The organism is Mesorhizobium sp. M1169 (genome assembly GCF_040318345.1).
GTDB lineage: Bacteria > Pseudomonadota > Alphaproteobacteria > Rhizobiales > Rhizobiaceae > Mesorhizobium.
The window spans coordinates 59,886-83,823 of sequence record NZ_JAMYME010000002.1 but is presented as its reverse complement, the minus strand read 5'-3'; the positions used below and the strand labels follow the sequence as shown (position 1 = coordinate 83,823).

The following is a 23,938-nucleotide window of genomic DNA, read 5'->3' as shown; positions in this document are numbered from 1 at the left end:
TTCGATCAATCCGCGAAAATTCTGACGTCAGCCGCATCCCAGCCGAGCTCGACTGTATCGCCCGACGAGACCGGGCGGCGGTCGGCGGCGTCGGCGGTGACGCGCACCAGGAACGGCTTTGGCGACAGGGCGGTGCGGACGTGCAGCTGCAGATCGAGTCCCTGATAGGCCAGCGCCTCGACCGCGCCGAAGATACGGTTGGCCGTTTCTGCCGACGGGAACAGCCGGATGCGTTCGGGCCGCACTGAAGCTACCGCCGCAGCGCCGGGCGAAATTGTTGCGGGAACATCGCCGGCGATCCGCATGCCGTTGCTTGCCAGCACGCCATCGCCGGCGGCTTTGCCCGGTACGAAATTCATGACGCCGATGAAGTCGGCGACGAAACGGTCCCCCGGATGCTCGTAGACCGCATGGGGTGTATCGCATTGCAGCAGCTTGCCGTCCCTGAGCACTGCCATACGGTCGGCCATGACGAGCGATTCCTCCTGATCATGGGTGACGATGACGAAGGTGATGCCGACCTCGTGCTGCAGCCGCTTCAGCTCGAGTTGCATGGCCCCGCGCAATTTCTTGTCGAGCGCACCGAGAGGCTCGTCGAGCAGAAGCAGCCGTGGTCGCTTGGCCAGCGCTCGGGCAAGCGCGACGCGCTGCTTCTGGCCGCCGGACAATTGCTCCGGCTTGCGGTCGGCGAAGGCAACGAGTTCGGTCGTCGCCAAAATGGCGTCGACACGGGAGCGGATTTCCTTTGCAGGCAAGCGTTCCATTTCGAGGCCGTAGGAAACATTGGCCCTGACGCTCATATGCGGAAACAGCGCATAGGACTGGAACATCAGATTGACTGGCCGCTTATTGGGCGGGGTCCTGGCGATGTCGCGGCCGTCGAGCAGGATGCGCCCGTCATTGGGCGTCTCAAAGCCGGCCAGCATGCGCAGCAGCGTTGTCTTGCCACAGCCCGAAGGTCCAAGCAAAGCGAAGAACTCGTTCTCGCGGATATCCAGCGAAACGCCGTCGACCGCCGTCACCCGGCCGAACTTCTTCGACACGTTGTCGATCGCCAGCAGCGTGCGGGGCTCGTTCATTGGCCGATCACCCCACGGTTGAGCCGCTGCGACAGGGTCAGCGCGGTGATTGAGACCGCCATGACGATAGTCGCCAAGGCATTGATCTCCGGCGTGATGCCGAAGCGAATCATCGAATAGATCTGCATCGGCAGCGTGGTCGAGGCGCGGCCGGCGCCGGCGGTGAAGAAGGCGATGATGAATTCGTCGACCGAAAGGGTGAAGGCGAGCAGCGCGCCGGCGACGACGGCAGGCAGGATCACCGGCAACATCACCCGCCGAAATGTCGTGAGCGCGGAAGCACCGAGATCGGCAGAGGCCTCGACGATCGACCAGTCGAAGCTTTTCAGCCGCGCGCGCACCACGGAGCAGACGAAGGCGAGATTGAAGACGACATGGGCGAGGATGATGGTGTGCAGGCCCAAGGTGAGATCAAGCATCGAGAAGAAGCTGAGCAGCGCGATCGCCAGCACGATGTCGGGAATGATCATCGGCGCAAAGATCAGCGCCTCGAGACCTTTGCCGTATTGCCGGCGTATTTCGACGCCGATCGCCAGCAGCGTGCCGAGCAGCGTGGCGATGGCGGTCGAGACAAGCGCCACGATCAATGTGTTGAGCGCGGCAGAAAGGATTGCGGCGTTTCCGATTAGCGAGACATACCATTTCAGCGAAAAGCCCGACCAGACGGTCGGCAGCCCGCCTTGGTTGAACGACAGCGCCACCAGCACGGCGATCGGGATGTAGAGGAAGGCCAGGACCAGTGAAAGCACGAGCCAGAGCGCGCGCCTCGTGGCGAGGGAGCGCTCACCCATCGGCGCCTCCTCTCGCTTCGGCGGCACGGCCCGAGGCGCGATCAGCAGCCAGGGCCTGCGCCGTCAGCACCAGCAGCATGATGGCGATCAGCACCATTGCCAGTGCCGCACCGAAGGGCCAGTCATTGGCGGTCAGGAACTGCTCGTAGACGACATTGCCGATCATCTGGAAGCGCCCACCGCCGAGCAGAGCAGGGGTCACGAAATTGCCGATCGACAGCACGAAGACGAAAACAGCGCCGGCGGCGATACCCGGCACGGTCAGTGGCAGGATGACCCGGCGAAATGTGGTCACGGCCGACGCGCCGAGATCGCGCGAGGCCTCTGCGAGCTCCGGATTGAGCCGCGACAGCGGCGTGTAGCAGGCCAGGATGACGAAGGGCAGATAGTTGTAGACCAGACCGGCGATGACGGCGCCTTCGGTATAAAGCATCGACGGCGGCTCGCCGGTGTAGCCGAACCAGCGCAGCAGTTGTGTGATCAGCCCTTCGCGGTTGAGCAGCACGATCCAGGCATAGGTACGGATCAGGTAGTTGGACCAGAAGGGCAAGACGGCAAAGAACAGAAACACCGGCTGCAGTTGCCGGGGTGCTGCCGCGGTCGCATAGGCGGCGGCATAGCCGATCACCACCGCGACCAGGGTTGCCGTGCCGGCAATGCGCGCCGAATTGAGGAAGATGCCGGCATAGAGCGGGTCGAACACCAGCCCGAAATTCTCCAGCGTGAAAGTGTAATCGATGCCGCCATAGATGCCGCGCCGGAAGAAGGCGAGCGCCAGCACCAGCGCGCATGGCACGACCATCAAGGCGGTGAGCCAGGCCAGCGCCGGCGTCATCAGCAAGAATGAGCGAAGTCTTGTTTGGGACAAGATTGCGGTACCGCATTCAACGGTCGGCGGCGAAAACCCCGCCGTCGACCGGGATCTCTGATTTTGATGTCGGTTATTGCGCGGCCTTGATTTCGCTGACGATCTTCGAGTAGTCGCGTTGGGCATCGCCGACATCGCGCAACTGCTCGAACTTGACCAACTCTGCCACCGGCATGCTCATATTGGGAAATTTGGCGAGAAAATCCGCCGGCAGGCTTTCCATAGCCGGCTTGTTCGGTACCTTGTAGTCGATGTTCTGGGCCGCCCAGGCGTGGTTCTTGGCGTCCAGCATGAAGTTGATGAACTGGAAGGCGGCGTCCTTGTTGGCCGATGCCTTCATCACGACCATCGTATCGACCCAGAGATCCGAGCCTTCTTTCGGTATGGTGTATTTAATTTGTGGATTCTCGGCGATCCCGTAATTGCACCAGCCATCCCAGGCCTGAACCATCAGCGCCTCGCCCGAGACCAGCTTTGAATAAAAGGTCGTGTCGTCATAGGCCAGCAAAGTCTTCTTGGCCGAGATCAGCAGGTCCTTGACTTCGCCGAGCTTTGCCGGATCGGTCTCGTTCACCGAATAGCCCTTGGCGAGTTGGCCGGCGGCAAGCAGCCAGCGGTCGGTCGCCAGCATCGTCGTCTTGCCCTTGAGCGCATCGGACGGGGCGAGAAGGTCGTTCCAGCTGACCGGCTCCGCCTTCACCAGATCCGAACGGTAGCAAAGGCCGGTGGTGCCCCAAGTGTAGGGCACGGAAAAATTGTTGCCGGCGTCGTGCGGCAGCTTCGCCGCCTCGGGATAGAGATTGGCGAGGTTAGGGATCTTGGCATGGTCGATCGCCTCGATCAGGCCGAGCTTGTTCAGCACTTCGGCGAAGGGCGAGGAGACGAAGACCACGTCATAGCCCTTGCCGCCGGACGCGACGAGCTTGCCCATGATCTCCTCGTTAGTGGCGTGAACCACGACTTCACCGGAGACACCGGTCGCCGCCTTGAAAGCTTTCATGGCATCCGGCGCCATGTAGCCGTCCCAGTTGGAGATAACGAGGTCGGAGGCAGTCGCCGGCGCTGACAGCGTCAGGCCAAGGCCAAGTGCGATCAAGGATTTCCTTAACGGACGGTGCCGCAGGGTGGTGGTGGTCATGACAGACTCCCATTCTGGTTGATCATCGAACTTAGTCGTCGGACCAGCGCTTGCAGCCGTAGCCGCTTTGATCCTGTTCCCCGGTCTTTTTATTGCCGATTGATCTCACAGTACTATTGCAGAAAAAAGTACGTCAATCCATAATTTGTCAAACTACGGTGAATCCCGGCCGATCGCATCCGCAAGGGCAATCGGCCAAACCTCCGCCGCCCGTCCTTCATGAGAATTGCCATGCAAGTTGCAGCCCGACGTCCCCGCACCAACCATCTCGACTTGGCACAGCGCATTCTCGATGTGGCCCGGAAACGCGGCTTTGAACCCGGCGCTCATCTCCCGGAGCAGCAGATCGCTTCGCTCTGCAATGTATCCCGAACTCCGGTGCGGGCCGCGCTGCGTCTGCTCACTGAAAAAGGCGTAGTTCAATGGGAGGCTGAGTCCGGCTATCGCTTGGCCGTAGACCTCACAAGCCAGGCGACCGTCGCCGCCGACCTGCCGAGCGCCGAGGAGGATGAACTTGCCGACATGATCCTGCGAGACCGCTCGGCGCGCCGGCTGGACCAGACGGTCACCGTCGGCGCGCTGATGCGACGGTATAATGCCGAGCGCAGGACGGTACTAAAATCGCTGAAGAAACTGGCCGAGGAAAATCTTCTGGACCGCGCGCCGGGGCAGTCCTGGCTTTTCAGGAGAGTGCCGGACGATCCTGGCGCACAAGGGGAGAGCTATGAATTCCGGCTGTTGCTGGAACCCGCCGCCCTTCTGGCGCCTGGATTCCGGCTGGATGGGACGCGCGCGGCAGCCTTGCGACAGGGCATGGAAATGCTGCTGGCTCTGCCCGACGCGGCATTCGATTCCAGAGAGTTCCAACGGCTGGACATCGATTTTCACGGGATGATTGCCGGTGGCTCCGCCAACCGCTTCGTCGCCGAGGCGTTGGCCGATCATCTCAGGCTGCGCCGGCTGCCGGGAACGTATGCCGGCGTCAATGTCTTCCGGCTGAAGCAATCATTGCGCGAGCATCTGACCATACTCGACCATCTGGAGAGCCAGCAGTACGAGGTTGCAGCCGATCTGCTTCGGGTCCATCTGCGGCTTTCACGCAGCCAGCGACCGCAGGCGGCCAGTCGCGGGGCGCCCGCGCTGTTCGGCATGATCAGCCGGCCGGAATAACGAGGATCATGCGCAAAGGCAGCCCGACCATCGCACTGTTTCCGGAAGCGAGCTTCGGCGCTGCGCTGAATTGCGTTGGCATAGCGCAGGCCCTGCGCGCTCGTGGCGCCCGTCCGGTGTTCATCTGCCATGCCGGCTTTTCTGGCGTGTTCGCCGACTATGGGTTTCAGGAATACCAGTTGCCGACTGACGATCCGTTGACCGACAGCGAACGCCAGAGCTACTGGCAGGCCTTCGTGCGCCGTCATCTGCCGCATTTCAGGCTGAGCCCCATCGATCAGCTCGAAACCTACGTTGCCCCGACCTGGCAAGCAATCGTAGACACTGCGGTCAACGCCGAGGCGCCGCTGCGCCAATTGCTGGCGCGGCTGAAGCCGGACGCCGTGGTGCTCGACAACGTCGTCATGTTCCCGGCATTGGCGACAGCCGGCTGCCCGTGGGTGCGCGTCGTCTCCTGCGCCGAAACCGAGCTTCCCGATGCCAATGTGCCACCCTATCTGTCCGGTCTCGCCGCCGACGACCCGAGCCGCGCGGCGTTCGAGGCGCGCTACCTGGCAGCGGTCGCTCCGGCCCATGACCGCTTCAATCGGCTTCGGACCGACGCCGGTCTTGCGCCCTTGCCGACGGGTCTTTTTCTGGAACCTTCGCCCGCCCTCAATCTGCTGCTGACCCCAACGATTGTGCGAAGGCAGCGCGCCGAGCCGCTCGACCCTGCCAGCTTCGTCTATCTCGAAGGCTGCGTCCGCTCGGAAGGGCCGTTCGACGTGCCGGTCTTTCCGCGCAATGGCGGACCGCTGGTTTATGTCAGTTTCGGTAGTCTTGGCGCCATGGATGTCGGCCTGATCCAGCGCATGCTCGCCGCTTTCGACAGGCTGCCGGCCCGCTTCATTGTCAATGCCGGAGGTCTGCGCGACAGCTATCGCGCCGTTCCGGACAATGTCTATCTCGATGCCTGGTTTCCACAGCCTTCGGTCGTGGCGAAATGCGACCTCTTCATTCATCATGGCGGCAACAACAGCTTTTGCGAAGCACTGCGTTTCGGTGTGCCGTCGCTGGTCATGCCCTATTGCTGGGACGGGCATGACAATGCGCAACGTGCCGAGGAAACCGGCGTCGGGCGCCACATCAGCCGCGATGGCTGGACGGAAGACGAATTGGCGCGAAGCATTCTTGGCCTGATGGCCGATGCCGCAATGCGCGCACGCCTCCGGGAGAATGCAGTGCGTATGGCGCTGACACCCGGAACGGACGTGGCTGCCGAAGCCATTCTCGCTCTCGCAAGGACCCGACCTGATGCTTGACACCACAACAACCGATGCCTCGACCATGAACGGCACCAACGACCCGAAAGACTGGTTGGCCGCTCACGCTGTCAGCGAGGTCGAGTGCCTGGTGCCCGACATGAACGGCGTGCTGCGCGGCAAGGCCCTGCCAGCGGCCAAGTTCCTCAAGGCGATCGAGGACCGAGCACTCTATCTGCCGAGCAGCGCGTTCCTGGTCAGCATCGACGGCCGCTATTCCGGTTCCGTCGACGAGGGGTTCGCCTACCAGGACCCCGACATGCGGATGGTGCCGGATGTCGCAACACTCTGTCTGGCGCCCGGTGGCGGGCCAGGCAAGGCCTATGTCTTCGCCGATGCGTTCCACATGGACGACCGGCCGTGGATGGCTTCGCCGCGGCACGTGTTGCGGGCCGTGCTCGATCTATATCGCCAGCGCGGCTGGCGGGCGGTGGTGGCGCCGGAGCTTGAATTTTATCTCACCGCGCCCAATCCCGATCCCGACAGGCCGGTGATGGCGCCGGTCGGGCGCAATGGCCGCTCCGAAAGCGTGCAGCATCCCTATGACATGGCGGCACTGGAGCAATTCGAGCCGGTGATCCGGCGCCTCTATGACTATGCTGACGCAGCCGGACTGCCGCTCGACACGCTCATCCATGAATCGGGCACGGCCCAACTGGAGATCAATTTCCTGCATGGCGACGCGCTGCCGCTGGCAGACAAGGTGTTGCTGTTCAAGCGAATGACGCGCCAGGCCGCGCAGGAAGGTGGCATGCAGGCGACCTTCATGGCCAAACCGATAGCCGCACAAGCCGGCAGCTCAATGCATCTCCATATGTCTGTCGTCGACGAGGCCGGCAACACGCTGTTTGCCGGGCGTGACGGCGCCGACACCGAGATGTTCGGGCATTTCATCGGCGGCCTGCAGAAATACATTCCCGAGGTGATGCCGCTGTTTGCGCCGAACGTGAATTCGTTCCGCCGCATCCGACCGAACCACAGTGCACCCGCCAACATCGAGTGGTCGCACGACAACCGCTCCTGCGGCCTGCGTGTGCCGACCGGCGGGCGCACCGCGCGGCGCGTGGAAAATCGGCTGCCCGGCGCCGATGCCAATCCCTATCTGGCGATAGCCGGCTCGCTGCTTTGCGGTTATCTCGGCGTCGAGAAGAAGATCGCTCGTTCGACGGAAGCGTCGGGCAATGCCTATCGCAGCAGGAGCACGCTGCCCAAAACCATGGAAGAGGCGCTCGACCGCTTCGCTGCGTGCGATCCGCTTCGGGCGGTGCTCGGGGAGGATTTCTTCCAGACCTATTTGCGCGTCAAGAACGTTGAGCTCGACCTGTTCCAGAGCGTCGTCACCTCTTGGGAACGCGACCATCTGCTGCTCAAGGTGTGATGATGGGCTTCAATTCTGGGGGCTTCAACTCCGGCCTGGATATCGGCAAATCCTACTATGTCGCGACGGCCAATCCGGCTCCGGACCATCCGGCGCTGCAGGGCGACGTCGACGCCGATCTGGTGGTGGTCGGCGGCGGTTGTACCGGCCTCTCCGCAGCCTTTCATGCAGCCGAACGCGGCCTGAAGGTGGTGCTGCTCGAAGGCGGCAAGATCGGCTGGGGGGCGTCGGGGCGCAATGGCGGCCAGATGATCCCCGGCCTGCGCAAGGGCGCCAAGGGGCTGGTCAAGCTATATGGGCCGGAACGGGGGAGGGCGCTGTTCGATCTCGCCTTCGAGGCGCGGGCCCTCGTGCTCGGTCTGATCGAGCGCCATGCCATCGATTGCGACCTCAGGCTCACCGGCCATCTGGCTGGTGCGGTCAACGGTTCCGACCTGCGCGACCTCGAAGAAGAGGCCGAGTGCCTTTCTACGGTGATGAACTTTCATGATGTCGAGATGCTGTCGGCAGCGCAGGCGCGCGGAATGGTGAACACACCTTATCACGGCGCGATGTACGAGAAGCTCGGTGGCCATATGCATCCGCTGAACTACACGCTCGGTCTTGCTCGCGCCGCGGCTGCGGCGGGCGTCACCATCCACGAGAATTCGGTGGCGCTGCGGCTGGAGCGGGAAGCTTCCCCCCGGGTTTCGACGGCCAAAGGCTCGGTCCGGGCCAGGCATGTCGTACTGGCCGGCGATGCGCTGCTCCACGGGCTTGAGCCGCGCGTCAACAGTCGCATTATGCCGGTCGGCAACTACATCATCGCCACCGAGCCGCTGGGCGACACGAGCGACGTCATCCCAAGCAATGTGGCCGTCTCCGACACGCGCTTCGTCGTCAATTACTACCGGCTGTCGGCGGATGGACGCCTGCTGTTCGGCGGCGGCGAGCGCTATACGCCGTCGCCGCCCGCCGACATTGCCGGCTTCGTGCGGCCGCACATGGAAAACACCTTTGCGCAATTGCGCGGCCGCCGCATCGATCACGCCTGGGGCGGGCTGGTCTCGGTGACGACATCGCGCCTGCCGCATGTCGGTCGCTATGGCGACGTCTATTTTGCGCATGGCTATTCGGGCAAGGGGGTGATCCTGTCGACGCTGTCGGGCAAGTTGCTCGCTGAGGCGATCATCGGTGATGCTTCGCGGCTCGATCTGTTTTCGACCCTAAGCCCGCTGCCGTTCCCCGGCGGCACGGCGCTGCGCGGCCCGCTCTATGTGCTCGGCATGCTTTGGTACGCAATGCGTGACCGCATCAAACATTGAGCGCAGGCATGCGCAATGAGGCCGAGCGCCGCCACCAAGCGATTAACAGCTGATTTCGCGGCAGCGTCCGACTTGATCGATGCTTGAACATGGTCCGCAGGCAATGGTCGCGAGTCGGTTCGTGCCCTGCTCCCGAAGCCTGAGCGCCGATAGACCTGCCTGCTATTTCCTCAGCTAATAGATCGATATGATTGCAGGATTAACTGTTTCATAGCCCAGGCGCGGCTCCGATTTGTCTTTCGAAATCGCGCTGGAGACAGTTCCGGTTGAACTGCAATCCAATTTTGTTTCCCTGTTTTTCTTGATCGTGCTGCCCGACAGGTCGGCGCCGGCCGACGTTACTTCTGTACTGACCACTCTCTTTTTCTCGTGGGCAACGGCGGCGGTGGATACGGCAATCACAATTGCCGCGCAAACAATCGTCAATCTCATTGTTTCCCCCTTAGAGCACCGCAAAAATGTGGTCGACTGCCTTGAGACGCCGGCGAAGGCGGTATTCGCGCCTGGCCGGCCCATGCAGCTTCCGACTGCACAAGATTGTAACTACATTAGCTGCAGCGCAAGTAACCATTTCGGACTAGGGAACGGTCCCCTTCGATCGAAAGCGCTGGGCTGCCGGCGAAAAAGCAGGCGTTCTAGCCGTTCTCGCCGCCGAGCGCCTTCCAATTTTGGGACAGACGTTGGCTGATGCCCTTAAACTCACGGCTACTCATCGGTTGGATCTATGCAGCGACAAGGCCAACCTTGGCAAAGCCTCTACATAGTCACCTTCGGGCAGCACCAGTCTTGGAATTCACGCCGTCAAGCAAGGCGAGCAGGCCTTTCAGAATTTCGATTGGCGGCGGCGGACAACCTGGAATGTGCAGATCGACAGGCAAGGCCTCGGACACTCCGCGCACCACCGCATAGCTGCCGGAGAAACAGCCGCCATTGCCTGCGCAATCTCCCAGTGCGACCACCCATTTTGGGTTGGGGGTTGCGTCGTAGGTCAGCTTCAATGCCTCGCGCATGTTTTTTGTGACCGGCCCGGTGACGAGCAGTACATCAGCATGGCGCGGCGATGCGACGAACCGGATCCCAAAACGCTCGATGTCATAGAAGGCGTTGTTCAGCGCGTGCATCTCAAGTTCGCAGCCATTGCAGGAACCGGCATCGACCGCCCGGATCGACAGGCTTCGCCCCAATCGTTTGTGGGCAGCCCCATCGAGCGCGCGTGCGAGTTCGTCGACTGCCGTGCTGCTTGCCAACGGCGGACGCTCGGTGAGAGGGGGGCGTATCAGGCTTTCAAAAAGAAGCTTGCGCATGACAGCGTGCCTTCAGAGATCATGGCCCGAATAAGAGCAGTTGAACGATTTGTTGCACAGCGGAAAGTCGGCAACGATGTTTCCTTCGATCGCCGCTTCAAGGAGCGGCCATTGAAACCATGACGGATCACGGAGGTGACAGCGCTCGACCAAGCCGCCCTTGCCAATGCGCAGCCAGGCCAGAATGTCGCCGCGGAAACCTTCGACGAGCGCCATGCCTTCATGCGATCGGTTTGTCTGCGCGAAATCGACACGGATCGGTCCGTCTGGCAGTTGTCGCAGGACTTGTTCGATCAGAGACAGGCTCTGTTCGACCTCGTGGATACGAATCCATACACGGGCGTTCACATCGCCTTCCTGGAGGAGAGGTACATCGAAGGCGAGTTCGCCATAGGGTGGATAAGCGAGATTGCGTCGGGCATCGAAGTCCCGACCGGAGGCCCGGCCAACGTAGCCTCCGGCGCGATATTGACGAGCGAGTTCCACCTTCAGCCGGCCAGTTGCGACAGTCCGATCCTGCAGCGACGCCGTGTTGTCGTAGAGCTCGACCAGCGCGGGAAACCGCTGCCTGATCTCTGCGGTCAGGGACCTGAGCGCTGTCGTGCCCTCATCGCTCAGGAAGCTTGCCACGCCTCCGGGCACGATGCAGTCGCGCATCAAACGGTGACCGAAGGCAGCATCGCTTGCCCGCAATACGCGCTCACGCAGCACCCCACACTGGGCATGCATGAGCGCGAAGGCGGCATCATTGCAGATAGCGCCGATGTCGCCCAGATGATTGGCCAGGCGCTCCAACTCGGCCATGAGCGCTCGCAGCCAGACCGCGCGTGGGGGAACCTGGACACCCAGCGCCGCCTCGACCGCGCGGGCAAAAGCGAGGGAGTATGCCACGGTACTGTCGCCAGAGGTTCTGCCCGCCAATTTGGCTGCACGGTCGATGTCGGACCCCGCCATCAGGCCTTCTATACCCTTGTGCGCGTATCCGAGGCGCTGCTCCAGCCGGACGACCGTTTCACCGCTCGCCGTGAACCGGAAATGGCCCGGCTCGATGATGCCGGCATGCACGGGCCCGACTGGGATCTGATGCAGGCTCTCCCCCTCGGCAAGCAGGAAACTGTACGGGAAGGCAGTCGCAGCAGACGTCCGGACGCGGGTACTCAACGGATAGCTGACACCCCAGTGGCCATGATCAAGCCACCGTCTCATATCAGGCGCGCCTTGTGGCAGGAGCCCGAACAGGTCAGCAGCCGCACGTTCGAGCCGCAATGCGGGCGGATGCAGCCGGCCGACCGATGGGTAGCGGCCACTGGGGCATTCCAGGCTGACGACGCCGATGTCCCCGGCGCTTTCATCGAGAAGTGCCATGTGGACGGCGCCTGGCTCACCCCATAGGCCGAGCAAGCTCCAGTGGCCCTCGGCCAGTTGCTCGACGGCAAAGCCCCATTTTTTCGGAGTCACCACGGCGCGCGACCACGGGAAATGATTTTCGACACGTTGGCCAGCAAGGATGAGGTCGATCAGCGCGGGCATGCTCTTTCTCTCCTCTGCTCACCCCAGGATACTTGCGACGTGCTGGAACCATGTGACCAGCGGTGGCGGCAGATAGATGCCGGCGGCAAACACCAACGCCAAGTGGGAATACATCGGAATGTAGGACGCCTCGGCGGGTGCAGTGCTGCCGCGCGGTTCGCCGAAAGCGACGCCGGTCAGTCGAAGCAGCAGGGCGCCGAAAGCGAGCAGAATCCCGAAAACCAAGGGCATCGCCAAAAGAGGGTGTCTTGCAAATGTCGAACTCACGACCAGGAATTCGCTCATGAAGATACCGAGCGGAGGGAGGCCGGCAATGGCAACGACGCCGATGACGAGCGCCCAGCCAAGGGCAGGATGTGTTTCCGTCAGTCCCCGGATTTCGGCGATGTTCTGTGTCCCCTTGACCTGGGCAATGTGGCCGACCGTGAAAAAGATCGCCGACTTGGTCAGGCTGTGCATGACCATGTGCAGCAGCCCGGCAAAATTGGCGAGCGGGCCTCCTATGCCGAAGGCGAACACGATGATGCCCATGTGCTCGATCGAGGAGTACGCGAACAGGCGTTTGATGTCGCGGCGGCGGTAGAGCATGAAGGCCGCGAAGACAAGCGACGTCAGTCCCATCGTGATCATCAATGGCCCAGGTGCGATCGCTTCCGGGCTTGCCGCGAGCAACAGCTTGAAGCGCAGCACGGCATAGAGTGCGACGTTTAACAGCAAGCCCGACAGCACTGCGGAAATCGGCGTTGGACCCTCAGCATGCGCGTCTGGCAGCCAGGCATGTAAGGGCGCAAGGCCGACCTTCGTCCCGTAGCCGAGCAGCAGAAAGATGAAGGCGACATTGAGCAGAGCCGGATCGAAGCGCGCGGCGTGAGCGATGAGCACCGTCCAGACCATCGCATTCGTCCCCTCGCCAACAACCGGCTGTGCAGCCATGTAGACGAGGATGGTGCCGAACAGTGCGAGCGCGATGCCGACGCTGCCCAGAATGAAATATTTCCAGGCTGCCTCCAGCGCTTCGTGCGTGCGGTAGATGCCGACCATGAGCACGGTGGTCAGCGTGGCAAGCTCCACCGCCACCCACATCAAGCCAATATTGTTGGACACGAACGCCAGGTTCATGCCGAACATCATGACCTGGTACATTGCGTGATAAAACCGCAAGTTCGGGACTGTCAGCCGCCCGGTCTCCAGTTCGTGGGCAATGTAGGAAGCGCTGAAGACGCTGGTGGTGAAGCCGACGAATGTGTTGAGCACGATGAAGACGATATTGAGATCGTCGACGAGCAGATACTGCCCAGGCTGCGGGCGGTCGGTGACAAGAAGCGACAGTGCGGCGAGCACGGTCAGCAAGCTCGCAGCGACATTGACGCCCGCCGATATCCGGTATTTCGGCAGCGCCGCCAGAAGTGCGGCCGCGAAGACCGGTATCAGCAAAATGGCGGCCACCGCATCGAGGGAAAACGCGGTCAACGGTGTTCTCCCCTGTAGTCGTCGAGCGCGCCGACATCCACCGAGTCGAACCTCTCGCGGATGCGGAACAGGAAGACTCCGATGACGATGAAGGCGATAAGGATCGAGAAGGCGACACTGATCTCGACGACCAGAGGCATGCCCTTGGCCCCCGTGGCGGCGAGGACCAGACCGTTCTCGAGCGACATGAATCCGACAACTTGGCTGACGGCGTTGCGGCGGGTGACCATCACCAGCAGCCCCAGCAAAATGATGGACAGCGCGAAAGCCAGGTCCTCGCGGGCGAGGGGATCAGCCTCGGGAGTGACGCGCAGCATCAGGACCATGGACAGGGTCACCAGGCCTATCCCCGCAAGCATCGTCGTACCGATGCCGACGGCGGTCTCGACGTCACGATGGATGCCGAGCCGCTGAATGATGCGATGAAGCCCGACAGGAATGACGATCGCCTTGAAGACGAGGGCGATTGCCGCCGTGACGTAGAGATGATGCGCGTCCTGAATGTATGCCTGCCAAGCTACGGACAGGGCCAGCACGATTGCATGAAGCGCAAAAACGTTGATCAGAGCAAAGAGGCGATCCTGATACAGCATCATGAAACTGACCAGCACCAGGCCGCCGGCGAGCAGGTGAGCGATGTCGAAGGTGAGGCCGTTCATCAGAGGCTCCGTGAGACGAACAGCAGGAGCGTGCCGAGCAGGGCCAGCATCAGCGCTGCCCCGAGGAAATCCGGGACGCGGAAGACGCGCATCTTGGCGATGGCAGTCTCAAACACGGCGAGGAGAACGCCACAGACGGCAAGCTTGCCGACATAGGCGACGACACCCGGAGCAAGGGATTCCAGTCCTGCACCGGCGCTCGCCAGTCCCCAAGGTAGGAAGACGCAGGAAATCAGCGACACATAGAGCAGAAGCTTGAGGAAGGCGGCAAACTCGATCATCGCCAGATGGCGACCGGAATATTCCAGCACCATCGCCTCATGAACCATGGTGAGTTCCAGATGGGTCGATGGGTTGTCCACGGGTATGCGGGCGTTTTCGGCGATCGCCACCATCACGAGGGCGATGAGCGACATCCCGAGCGACACCCGCAAGCCAACCTCCGGTGACCCCATGAAGGCGGCGACCGTTGAGAGTTGCGTAGCACCCGCGACGAGCGCCAGGCTGAACACGATGAGCAGCATGGCGGGTTCGGCCAGCGAAGCGATCATCACCTCGCGGCTCGAGCCGATGCCGCCGAAGCTCGTGCCGACGTCCATGCCTGCCAGCGCCAGGAAGAACCGGGCGCTTCCCAGCAGTGCGACAATGGCTATGAGATCGGCGGTCCAACTGAATGTGAGGCCGGCGGCGAATGTCGGGATGAGCGCCGCGCCGACCCAGGTGGTGGCAAAGATCAGATAGGGCGTCACGCGAAACAGCCAGGATGCGTTGTCCGCCAGAACGACTTCCTTGCGCATCAGCCGCAAGAGATCGCGGTAAGGTTGGATCAGGGAAGGACCCTGGCGGCGCAAGAGCCGTGCCTTCACCTTGCGCACGAATCCGGTCAGGAGCGGCGCCAGCAAAAGCACCAGCGCCATCTGCGCGCCTTGAACGGCCAACTCGAGAATCACGGCCATAGTGCGAGCACCAGGAGCAGGACAATGAGAAAGAGAAAGACGAGGGTCAGGTAGCGCCTGATCGTCAGGAACTGCAGATGGTTGAGGTGGTCGGTCGCAAAGTCGAGGGCCCGGCCGATAGGCAGGTACAGCGTCTCCCAGATCACATCATGCATTTCGACATTCAGACGAGCCGGACCGGTCTCGCCAGGTGCCGGCATTTCGACGGTTTCCCTTGCACGGAATACGAACGTGCCGAAGACGCGGCGGATAGGCTGCGCGAAGCTGACGGCCGTGTACTGCGAGCTCGGGACCACATCCGGGAAGCCACAACCCCAGGCGGGACCCCGACGGAGTGCATGTGATGCAAAGCGATGGATCACATATGCCGCAGCGGATGCGGAAAAGGCGATGAACAGGAACACCAACAGGCCGTTGTAGGAACTGCGGCTCGCTGCAATCGGCACGATAGACAGCCAGGGCTGGGCCACCTGCACAGGCATCCGACTGCCGATCAGTGGCAGTGTCACCGATGAGAGGCCGTCTATCACAAGACCGGGCAGAATGCCGGCCAGGAGACAAAGGGCAGCGAGAATGAACATTGCCGCCAGCGAGTAGCGGTCGACCTCATGCGGCAGTTCCACCGCGGCCGAGCGTGGCCGGCCGAGGAATGTAATCCCGAACGCCTTTACGAAACAGGCCGCGGCCAGTGCCGCCGACAGCGCCAGCAGACCGCCAACGGCGGGCACCATGACCTTCAGTCCCCATTGTGGCAGATCGGGGCTCTGCAATATGGCCTGAAAGGCCAGCCATTCGGAGACGAAGCCGTTGAAGGGTGGAAGTGCCGAGATCGCGACGCAACCGACGAGAAAGGCAAAACTTGTAAAGGGCATGCGGTGGATGAGACCGCCCAGCTTCTCCATATCCCGCTCTCCGGTTGCCGTCAGCACGGCGCCTGCGCCGAAAAACAGCAGGCTCTTGAAAAAGGAGTGGTTGAGGACGTGGAACAGCGCGGCGGTGAGGGCCAGCGCTGCAGCCGATGGCATGGCGTTCGCCTTGAAAGCGAGCGCGAGACCAAGGCTTACGAAGATGACGCCGATGTTTTCAATGGTGCTATAGGCAAGCAGTCGCTTCAGGTCCTTTTCCATCAGCGCGTAGAGGATGCCGAGAACCGCCGTCAGGCCGCCAAGGAAAAGCACGCTAACACCCGACCACCATGCCGGCTCACCGAGCAGATCGAAAATAACGCGTATGAAGCCATAGACTGCGACCTTGGTCATCACGCCGCTCATGAGAGCCGAGACGTGGCTTGGCGCGGCCGGATGGGCGAGTGGCAGCCAGACGTGCAGCGGGACGAGTCCGGCCTTGGAGCCGGCGCCCAGCAGCGTGAGAACCAGGACGAAAGCAGCGGCGAACGGGGTGGGATCGGCGGCTCGCATCGCGTCGAATGTGTAGGTTCCATCGGATCCGGCGAGCAGGCCGAACGCAAGCAGCAGCGCCAGTGTGCCGAAGCTCGCCATCACGAGATAGATGTAGCCCGCCCGCGCATTGTCCTGCTTGCGATGGTGCGCCATGACGAGCGCCCAGGAGGCGAGCGACATGAATTCCCAGGAAAGCAGGAAAGTGAAGGCGTCGTCGGCCACCACGACAAGGTTCATTCCGGCTAGGAAAGCCGGGAAGAACGGCAGCACCCGATGCGGCGCAGACTCATGCCTGCCGTAGCCGAGGCCATAAAGACTGGCCATGGAGCCGCCGAAGTTGACGACGATGAGGAAGAAAGTCGACAGCGCGTCCAAACGGAAATGAGCGCCAATCCATGGCAATCCAAGAGGTAACACCACAGTCGACGGGGTGACGGGATTGTCGGCGACGCGGCTCGCGAGAACCATGAGCACGGCCGCCGATATACCTAGCGTCAAGCCGTAGATCAGGCGTGTTCCCGAGTCGGATCTGCGGCTTTCCGCAATCGCAAGCACCGCAGTCCCCAGGAGCGCAGCGACGCCCCACAGGAGGACCGCGGCCCCCGAAATCACGCCACGCTCCTCACGGGGAGTTTGGCATCCGTATCGACTCCGCCAAGGATTTTGGCGGGGTCAAAATCCGCTTTCAGTCGCACGCCGCGCCCGCCGATTTGGCTGGAGGCGCCTTCAGCGATCAATTCCACGCCGGCGAGGTCAAGTGCCCCGATCAGCTTCATGAGAGAATCGACGTTACCCCGAATAATCGACTCGCTGGCTTCCATGCGTTGAATTGTCGGCACGGAAAGACCGGACAATTCGGCAAGCCTGCGCTGGTCGATGCCAAGGAGCGCCCTCGCGGCACGCAACTGTGGAGCAGTTATCACGGTCGCATCCCCCTTTTTGATCAGCTTTGAGATATTATCTCTACGTCTTGCAGCATATATTAAAATGCGGCGCATTCAATTAGTGATGCGTGACGCATCTGTCTTGAGGCTGTAGAAAACCGGGCGATACGCCCTGCCTCGAACCAAAGCCATGCGGCCATTCCCGTCACGGCCAGTCTTGTCGCCAGCCATCTCGGATTTGCGCGTGATGGGGCTGGCAATGGGCCCTTATCTCGGCCGGCCACTCGATTGGAGCCGCCGCGGGCGCGTCGGCTATCTCTTCGACCTCACTCTACGCTATGAGTGGGTATGGCTGAGTTCGCTTGCTCTTGTCGTTGGGCCGGTCTCATCGTGTTCGTGCTTCAGGATCGGCCAAAACAGATAGCTGCCGAAATCCAGGAACAGCGCCTTCGCGAATGTGCTGCCAAATCTGGCATGCGGCAAAGCTCTGCAGCGCTACTGCCAAAGCCGCCTCATGCGAACGGAGACGTCCTCCAGGACTGGCATGGAGGCCAGCACGAGGAGAATGGCCGCCAGAAACAACGTCGCCGCGAAGCCGACATGCTTGAAACCCACAGCGCCGACGACGCCGCCGAGAAAGAACAATGCTGGTCGTCACGCTCTCGCTTTATGCCATCCAGAACGCGCTGCTCAGCCGCAGCGGCGCCGGTCTGCGCTAGGAGGCCCGGATGTCCTCCCCGCGATCAACCACCACCAGCCGGCTTGGCCGCTTCGGCCTCGGGCTGACGGCCATGATGGTGCTGGCTTTCCTCATGGCGCCGCTGATCATCATCGTGCTGTTCTCGTTCAAGAGCAGCGGCGATTTCACCTTTCCCATCACCGGCTGGTCGCTGAAATGGTACCGCGAGTTCTTCTCGATGCAGACCTGGATGGATGCCCTGCGCAACAGCCTGGTTCTGGCTGTCTCGACGACACTTTTGGCGACGCCGCTAGGCACCATGGCCGCGCTCGGCCTCGCGGCGCCTAATCTGCCAGGTCGGCGCACGATCTCCGCCTTGCTGCTGGTGCCGATGATCGCGCCGGTGGTCATCGTCGGCGTCGGCATGTATTTCGTCTTCTCGATGGCCGGCCTGACCGCGACCCTTCCCGGCCTCATCCTCGGCCATACCTCGCTCGCCGTTCCCTTCGTCGTGGTGACCGTCTCGGCCGTTCTCACCGGTCTCGACAGGCGGCTGCTCTGGGCGGCCGCCAGCATGGGGGCGCCACCCTTCCTCACCTTCCGCAAAGTCACGCTTCCGGTCATTCTGCCGGGCATCGCGTCGGGCGCGCTGTTTGCCTTCGCCACCTCGCTCGACGAAGTCGTGGTGACGATGTTCCTCGCCGGTCCCGGACAACGCACCTTGCCGCGCGAGATGTTCACCATCGCGCGCGACACACTGACGCCGACCATCGCGGCTGCTGCCACAGTGCTGATCGCCGCCTCGATCGTTTTGCTGATTGCGTCCACAGCGCTCGGCCGCTCGAATCGATAGCGCCGGCCGTCCCGACAAGGAACCCCTCGGCTTCTGGCCACGGGTTTGTCGATCAAACGCATGTTGCCCAAAACTGCACAGCGGCTCGGGACAGCGGCTCGGATTGAAACAGGAGCGCAAAAGCGCGTCAGCGGATCGTGGTCTATCGCGTAATAAAGCCTTTCAGGAACGCGGCCAGCGATGGAAGTCGAGTTAATCCTGATCGTCCAGCAAAGCGATGGCATCGAACGGTTGTTCGCGCGGCACCCGGATTTCGGCGCCGATACTTTGAAGGCTGGCAAGGAGTGCCGACACCCTTTCGGGCTCTTCCGGGTTCTGTTTCAGCGCGCCGCCGGCAAGTCGGGTCAGCGGGCTATGGAGGAATTGCCGCTAGCGGGCAAAGGTGATGCGGATCGCTCCATAGGGTCCGAAATCGGCAGCGATAGTGTCACTGTGGCGACACTCCACGGGCCGGATGAACGAGCCCGACAGCACGACCTGTCCGGCGGATATCTGCATGCCGTACTGATGCAGCCGGTTGGCCAGCCAGGCGATGCCCTTCGCCGGATGATCGAGCACCCCGGCGCCGAGCCCGGTCTCTTCGACCTCGCCATTGCGCGACAGGATGGCGCCGATCCAGCGCAGGTCGGCCTCGCGCGGTCCGGCACGACGGCCGCCGACGACGACGCCGGCATTGGCGGCATTGTCGGAGATGGTGTCGAAGAACGTCCGTATCCTGCCGCTCTCCTTGTTGACGCGCTCGATACGGGTGTCGAGGATCTCCAGCGCCGGCGTGATGTAGTCGGTGGCGTCGAGCACGTCGTCGATCGACACGTCCGGACCGGCCAGCGACGCCTTCATGACGAAGGCGATCTCGGCCTCGATGCGCGGCTGGATGAAGCGGCCGGCTGGAACAGTGCCGCCGTCATCGAAGAACATGTCGTCGAACAGCACACCGGAATCCGGAATGTCGATGGCGAGCGCCGACTGCATCGCCTTGGAGGTCAGGCCGATCTTCCAGCCTTTGATCGTCAGGCCCGAGGCCACTTTTCGTTTCACCAGCGCCGCCTGGACGAGATAGGCGTCATCCATCGTCGCCCCGGGGAAATCAAGGCTGAGCAGCCTGATCTGGCGACGGTCGCGCTCGGCCTCGAACAGCCTCGCGGCCGCGTCTTCGACCTGTTCCGGCGTCATCATCGGCCGGTCCCTTCGTCGACGACGCCGTTGCTGAGCAAGCCAATGCCGTCGGCCTCGACCTCGATCACGTCGCCCGGCTTCAGCCAGATTGGCGGGTCGAACCGGGCGCCAGCGCCGGTCGGCGTGCCGGTGACGATGACGTCGCCCGGCGCCAGCGTGGTGAAGGTCGAGATGTAGTTGATGATCTTGCGGAAGGAAAAGATCATGCGGCCGGTGCGGTCCTGCTGGCGAACCTCGCCATTGACGCGCGTGGTCAGCGCGATGTCAGCGATCTGTGCCTCGTCGGTGAACGGCACAAGCCAGGGGCCGATAGAGCCGGTCCGGTCGAAGTTCTTGCCCTGCGTGACGTTGAACTTGGCATGCCGCACCCAGTCGCGGATGGTCCCTTCGTTGCAGAGCGAAAGTGCTGCGATATGGCCCAGCGCATCCGCCTCGGCGATCCTGCGGCCGCGCTTGCCGATGACGATGACGATCTCGCCCTCATAATCGAGCTGCGGCGATTCCGACGGCCGCACCAGGGGCGTGCCATGGCCGACGAAGGAGCGCGGGAAGCGGATGAACAGCGACGGGTTCGAGGGTGCGGCCTGTCCGTCCTTGTACTCCTCGTTGCGGTCCGGATAGTTGACGCCGACGCAGATGATCTTTTCGGGCGAGGGGACGGGTATCTCGTAGGCGATGGCATCGAGCGGGAAATCGGCGGCGAAAGCGTCCGCCTCTTCCGCCAGCCGTCGCAGTGCGCCGGCCTCTATCACCTCGCGCAAACTCGGCCACTGTGCGTGTCGCGCCGACAGGTCGACGCCGCCCTTGTCGGTGATTGCGCCGTAGCGCGTTTTGCCGCCAACGGTGAAGGTGGCGAGACGTGCCGCGCTCATTTGTTTCCCCTGCAGTTAGCCGACGTCACGGCGCGACGATCGGCGAGGCCGCCAGATCGGACTTGCGCGGCTCGACGCCGGCAAAGGTGCTGCCTTCCTCGAACCAGCTCTTCGGCGCCGGTGCGCCCCACAGCGTCTGGCGCTGCGGGTCCTTGAGGTCCCATTTGATCGGCTCTAGGTCGGGATCTACCGTCTGGTAGTCCGAGCAATAGATCTCGATGCGGTGATTGTCGGGATCACGGATATAGAGGAAGAAGGCGTTGGAGATGCCGTGCCGGCCGGGGCCGCGCTCGATGTTCGGCAGCCAGCCGGTGGTGGCCATCAGGTCGAGCAGATCGATGATGTTGAGCGGTGTCGGCACCCAGAAGGCGACGTGGTGCAGGCGTGGGCCAATGCCGTTGGTGAAGGCGATGTCGTGGACACCGCCCTTGCGGTGCGTCCATGCCGCCCAAAGTCTTCCGGTCGCGGCATCCTCCGTGTACTCGGTCACGCGGAAGCCGAGCTCGTTGTAGAACGCCACCGATTCATCGACATTGGGCGAGAAGCAGTTGAAGTGGTCGATGCGCAGCGGCTTGACGCCTTTGTACAGCGCATACTTCTGATGGATCGGCGGCAGCCGCTCCATTCTGGAATAGAATTCGAGCGGAATGCCGTGCGGGTCGTGGGTGCGGAAGGTACGCGACTGGTAGGGCCGCTCGACCCATTTCACAGGCAGACCCCTGGCTTTGAAGAAGTGCTCGGCCTTGTCGAGATCGTCGTCGGAAAACAGCTTGAAGCCGAGGTCGCGGGCTTCCGGCGCGGCACCTTTCCTGAGCACGATGCAATGGTGGCCGCGCTCTTCCATGGCGCGCAGATAGATGGCGTCCTTGGTCTCGTCGGTCACCTGCAGGCCGAGCGTGTCGACATAGAACGCGCGCGACTTACCGAGGTCCGTAACAGCCAGCTCGACGTGGCTGAGCCGCACGATGTTGAATGCCGGGTAGAGATTGGGTGTGGGCAAGGGCATCGTTGGGGTCTCCGGTCAGCCGCCGAGCTTCTGGATGGAATGCGGCGCCGTGGCGAACGCGATGTTCTTGGTTTCCATGTAGAAATCGAACGACCAGTCGCCGCCGTCGCGGCCGATGCCTGAGTTCTTGGCGCCGCCGAACGGCGTCGGCAGGTGGCGCACATTCTCCGAATTGACCCAGATCATGCCGGCGTCGAGCGCGTCGGTGAAGCGGAAGGCGCGGGTGACGTCCGAGGTCCAGAGATAGCCGGTCAGGCCGTATTGCGTGTCGTTGGCCAGCGCCAGCGCCTCGGCCTCGTCCTTGAACGAGATGGCGGTCAGCACGGGTCCGAATATCTCTTCCTGGGCGATGCGCATCTTGTTGGTGGCGCCGACGAACAGCGTCGGGCTGACATAGCAGCCGCCGCCCGGACCGGCGAACTTGCCGCCGCCGGCGGCGACGACAGCGCCTTCCGACTTGCCGATCTCGATATAGGACAGCACCTTTTCCTCATGCACCGGATGGATCAGTGGGCCAACCACGGTTTCGGGGTCGAGCGGATGGCCTATCCTGATGCGCTTGGCCTTCTCCGCCACCAGCGCGGTGAACTTGTCGTAGATGCTTTCCTCGACCAGCAGGCGTGAGGACGAGGTGCAGCGCTCGCCGTTCAGCGAATAGATCATGAAGACGGCAGCGTCGGCGGCCCGCTCCAGGTCGGCATCGGCAAAGACGATGACCGGGTTCTTGCCGCCGAGCTCGAAATGCACGCGCTTCAGCGTGTCGGCACCCTGCTTCATGATCATCGAGCCGGTGCGGCTTTCGCCGACGAAGCCGATCGCCTTGATGTCGGGGTGTTCGGTCAGCGCTCTGCCGGCGTCCTCGCCAAAGCCGTTGACGAGGTTCCACACGCCCTTCGGCAGGCCGGCCTCCTCGGCGATCTCGACCAAAAGCCGCGCGGTCAGCGGCGAGAACTCGGCTGGCTTGTGGACGATCGTACAGCCGGCGGCGAGCGCCGGCGCGATCTTCCAGGTCGACAGCATGAAAGGTGTGTTCCACGGCGTGATCACGCCGACCGGGCCGACCGGCACGCGCGTCGTCATGTTGACCTGGTTCGGTGCGCGGATCGTGTGGCCGTCGCGGGCCTCCGGCGCGCGGTCGGCGTAGAAGCGGAAGTTCTCCGCGCCGCGCAGCGCTGCCTTGGCCATGAACTTCAATGACTGGCCGGTGTCCATGCATTCGACGAAAGCGATTTCCTCGGCCCGCGCGACGATGGCGTCGGCTATTTTGTGCAACTGCTTCTTGCGGGCGTCGCCTGATATCGCCGCCCAGTCGCGGAAGGCAGCCTTCGCCGCCTTGGCGGCGCGGTCGATGTCGGCGGCCTTGCCGCGTGCCACCTTGGCGATCGGCTTCAGGTCGATTGGCGACAGCGTCTCGTATGTCGAGCCGTCGGCGGCCGGCACGGCTTCGCCGCCGATCTGGTTGAGCACGCCAGCGCTTCTGAAGCGCTCGAGATAGGCCTCGGCCTTTCTCAGATTGTCGTCCAATGCCGCCATGATATGGGTTCCTGTCACTTGCCGCGCAGGCGCGGGTGGATGGCATTCTTCTTCCAGCTTAGTTCGGCATCGATCTCGCGGATCTCCAGCGACAGCGCGAAATGCGGCGTCGTGAACAGAGATGCGAGATGATCCGAAACAGTAGTGAAGATCGCCTCGCCGGTGCGTTTCTTTTCGTCGGCACTGCGGCCCTTGCCGATGCGGAAGTTCATGTCGATGAACCCGTTCTCCGAGAGGCGATCGGCGATAGCGTATGCCTCGGCGCGGAAAGCGCGTACCCTCACCGCGCCATGTTCGAACAGGCCGGTTTCGAGGATGGTGCGAGCGACCAGCGTGCAAAGCGCGCTGATGTCGACCTTGGCGTCGAGATTCGCCGAATATTCGATCGCCATATGTGGCAAGGTTTCCTCCACCTTGTAATTAACATGTGAATTACATCTTGACGGCGGAATGTCAAGTGTCGTTCTCTATGCAGGTACAGCTCCCGATGGTGGGATTGCCGCCCCCGGCAAAATCGCGGATATAGCTGCGATCCGAGCCTCATTGTGTGGTGCGAGTCGTACCGGAATTGGAATTTTTTGGAGACC

Annotated in this window: 23 protein-coding genes; 5 read left to right on the top strand and 18 right to left on the bottom strand. The window is 62.4% G+C overall.

Translation table 11 applies throughout. The annotated features are described in order from the left end of the window. Positions 1-5: 5 nt before the first annotated feature. From NKH41_RS02300 to NKH41_RS02285, 4 genes are all read right to left on the bottom strand, one after another. Positions 6-1,079: an ABC transporter ATP-binding protein gene (locus NKH41_RS02300; protein WP_352767230.1), complete on the bottom strand. Its 1,074-nt coding sequence runs from the start codon at positions 1,077-1,079 to the stop codon at positions 6-8. Then, positions 1,076-1,870, bottom strand: a complete 795-nt coding sequence (locus NKH41_RS02295) for an ABC transporter permease (protein WP_352539290.1) — start codon at positions 1,868-1,870, stop codon at positions 1,076-1,078. The genes NKH41_RS02300 and NKH41_RS02295 overlap by 4 nt, the downstream gene beginning before the upstream one ends. Beyond that, a complete protein-coding gene (locus NKH41_RS02290) occupies positions 1,863-2,705 on the bottom strand; it encodes an ABC transporter permease (protein ID WP_352767318.1) in 843 nt (280 codons plus the stop codon). The genes NKH41_RS02295 and NKH41_RS02290 overlap by 8 nt, the downstream gene beginning before the upstream one ends. Before the next feature lie 106 nt (positions 2,706-2,811). Further along, complete coding sequence (locus tag NKH41_RS02285) at positions 2,812-3,876, bottom strand: polyamine ABC transporter substrate-binding protein (RefSeq protein WP_352767231.1); 1,065 nt, start codon at positions 3,874-3,876, stop codon at positions 2,812-2,814. Between the two features lie 231 nt (positions 3,877-4,107). Here NKH41_RS02285 and NKH41_RS02280 point away from each other — a divergent pair, with 231 nt between their 5' ends. Genes NKH41_RS02280 through NKH41_RS02265 form a run of 4 tightly spaced genes read left to right on the top strand, consistent with a single transcriptional unit; the run spans position 4,108 to position 9,029 of the window. After that, the gene (locus NKH41_RS02280; protein ID WP_352586687.1) at positions 4,108-5,046 is read left to right on the top strand and encodes a GntR family transcriptional regulator; all 939 of its coding nucleotides are present in this window, start codon (positions 4,108-4,110) and stop codon (positions 5,044-5,046) included. Positions 5,047-5,051: 5 nt separating this feature from the next. Beyond that, entirely contained in the window at positions 5,052-6,347 is a 1,296-nt protein-coding gene (locus tag NKH41_RS02275) for a nucleotide disphospho-sugar-binding domain-containing protein (protein WP_352767320.1), read from the top strand. Beyond that, the gene (locus NKH41_RS02270) at positions 6,340-7,725 is read left to right on the top strand and encodes a glutamine synthetase family protein (RefSeq protein ID WP_352767233.1); all 1,386 of its coding nucleotides are present in this window, start codon (positions 6,340-6,342) and stop codon (positions 7,723-7,725) included. The genes NKH41_RS02275 and NKH41_RS02270 overlap by 8 nt, the downstream gene beginning before the upstream one ends. Beyond that, positions 7,725-9,029 (top strand): NAD(P)/FAD-dependent oxidoreductase, encoded by a 1,305-nt coding sequence (locus tag NKH41_RS02265; RefSeq protein ID WP_352767235.1) that lies wholly within the window; start codon positions 7,725-7,727, stop codon positions 9,027-9,029. The genes NKH41_RS02270 and NKH41_RS02265 overlap by 1 nt, the downstream gene beginning before the upstream one ends. Before the next feature lie 174 nt (positions 9,030-9,203). On the opposite strand, the gene NKH41_RS02260 is transcribed toward NKH41_RS02265, so the two are convergent. From NKH41_RS02260 to NKH41_RS02220, 9 genes are all read right to left on the bottom strand, one after another. After that, positions 9,204-9,461, bottom strand: a complete 258-nt coding sequence (locus NKH41_RS02260) for a hypothetical protein (RefSeq protein WP_352539285.1) — start codon at positions 9,459-9,461, stop codon at positions 9,204-9,206. Between the two features lie 332 nt (positions 9,462-9,793). Next, the gene (locus NKH41_RS02255) at positions 9,794-10,333 is read right to left on the bottom strand and encodes an NADH-quinone oxidoreductase subunit B family protein (protein ID WP_352767237.1); all 540 of its coding nucleotides are present in this window, start codon (positions 10,331-10,333) and stop codon (positions 9,794-9,796) included. Positions 10,334-10,345: 12 nt separating this feature from the next. Continuing rightward, the gene (locus tag NKH41_RS02250) at positions 10,346-11,863 is read right to left on the bottom strand and encodes a hydrogenase large subunit (RefSeq protein ID WP_352767239.1); all 1,518 of its coding nucleotides are present in this window, start codon (positions 11,861-11,863) and stop codon (positions 10,346-10,348) included. A gap of 18 nt (positions 11,864-11,881) precedes the next feature. After that, positions 11,882-13,333, bottom strand: coding sequence for a hydrogenase 4 subunit F (locus tag NKH41_RS02245; protein WP_352767240.1), 1,452 nt, complete (start codon positions 13,331-13,333; stop codon positions 11,882-11,884). Next, positions 13,330-13,992 carry a hydrogenase-4 component E gene (locus NKH41_RS02240; protein ID WP_023675519.1) on the bottom strand — a complete coding sequence of 221 codons (663 nt, stop codon included), beginning with the start codon at positions 13,990-13,992 and terminating at the stop codon, positions 13,330-13,332. The genes NKH41_RS02245 and NKH41_RS02240 overlap by 4 nt, the downstream gene beginning before the upstream one ends. After that, positions 13,992-14,948 carry a respiratory chain complex I subunit 1 family protein gene (locus tag NKH41_RS02235; protein WP_023675520.1) on the bottom strand — a complete coding sequence of 319 codons (957 nt, stop codon included), beginning with the start codon at positions 14,946-14,948 and terminating at the stop codon, positions 13,992-13,994. Before NKH41_RS02235 ends, NKH41_RS02240 begins: the two co-directional genes overlap by 1 nt. Further along, positions 14,939-16,957, bottom strand: coding sequence for a hydrogenase 4 subunit B (hyfB, locus tag NKH41_RS02230; RefSeq protein WP_352767322.1), 2,019 nt, complete (start codon positions 16,955-16,957; stop codon positions 14,939-14,941). Before hyfB ends, NKH41_RS02235 begins: the two co-directional genes overlap by 10 nt. Continuing rightward, positions 16,957-17,271, bottom strand: a complete 315-nt coding sequence (locus NKH41_RS02225) for a helix-turn-helix domain-containing protein (RefSeq protein ID WP_023675522.1) — start codon at positions 17,269-17,271, stop codon at positions 16,957-16,959. Before NKH41_RS02225 ends, hyfB begins: the two co-directional genes overlap by 1 nt. Before the next feature lie 456 nt (positions 17,272-17,727). Continuing rightward, positions 17,728-17,877, bottom strand: coding sequence for a hypothetical protein (locus tag NKH41_RS02220; protein WP_352469632.1), 150 nt, complete (start codon positions 17,875-17,877; stop codon positions 17,728-17,730). Positions 17,878-17,960: 83 nt separating this feature from the next. Here NKH41_RS02220 and NKH41_RS02215 point away from each other — a divergent pair, with 83 nt between their 5' ends. Next, entirely contained in the window at positions 17,961-18,764 is an 804-nt protein-coding gene (locus tag NKH41_RS02215) for an ABC transporter permease (RefSeq protein WP_352612811.1), read from the top strand. 369 nt (positions 18,765-19,133) lie between these two features. Here the strand turns inward: NKH41_RS02215 and hpaH are convergent, their stop codons facing one another. The 5 genes from hpaH to NKH41_RS02190 are packed head-to-tail and all read right to left on the bottom strand — an operon-like array spanning position 19,134 to position 23,752. Beyond that, the gene (hpaH, locus tag NKH41_RS02210) at positions 19,134-19,940 is read right to left on the bottom strand and encodes a 2-oxo-hept-4-ene-1,7-dioate hydratase (protein WP_352469635.1); all 807 of its coding nucleotides are present in this window, start codon (positions 19,938-19,940) and stop codon (positions 19,134-19,136) included. Continuing rightward, the gene (locus tag NKH41_RS02205) at positions 19,937-20,812 is read right to left on the bottom strand and encodes a fumarylacetoacetate hydrolase family protein (protein ID WP_352767241.1); all 876 of its coding nucleotides are present in this window, start codon (positions 20,810-20,812) and stop codon (positions 19,937-19,939) included. Before NKH41_RS02205 ends, hpaH begins: the two co-directional genes overlap by 4 nt. 25 nt (positions 20,813-20,837) lie before the next feature. Next, on the bottom strand, positions 20,838-21,818 hold the full coding sequence (gene hpaD, locus NKH41_RS02200; RefSeq protein WP_352767243.1) for a 3,4-dihydroxyphenylacetate 2,3-dioxygenase: 981 nt from the start codon (positions 21,816-21,818) through the stop codon (positions 20,838-20,840). 15 nt (positions 21,819-21,833) lie between these two features. Next, positions 21,834-23,351 carry a 5-carboxymethyl-2-hydroxymuconate semialdehyde dehydrogenase gene (gene hpaE, locus NKH41_RS02195; protein ID WP_352777000.1) on the bottom strand — a complete coding sequence of 506 codons (1,518 nt, stop codon included), beginning with the start codon at positions 23,349-23,351 and terminating at the stop codon, positions 21,834-21,836. A 14-nt stretch (positions 23,352-23,365) separates the two neighbouring features. Continuing rightward, complete coding sequence (locus NKH41_RS02190; RefSeq protein ID WP_352767246.1) at positions 23,366-23,752, bottom strand: 5-carboxymethyl-2-hydroxymuconate Delta-isomerase; 387 nt, start codon at positions 23,750-23,752, stop codon at positions 23,366-23,368. Between the last annotated feature and the right edge of the window lie 186 nt (positions 23,753-23,938).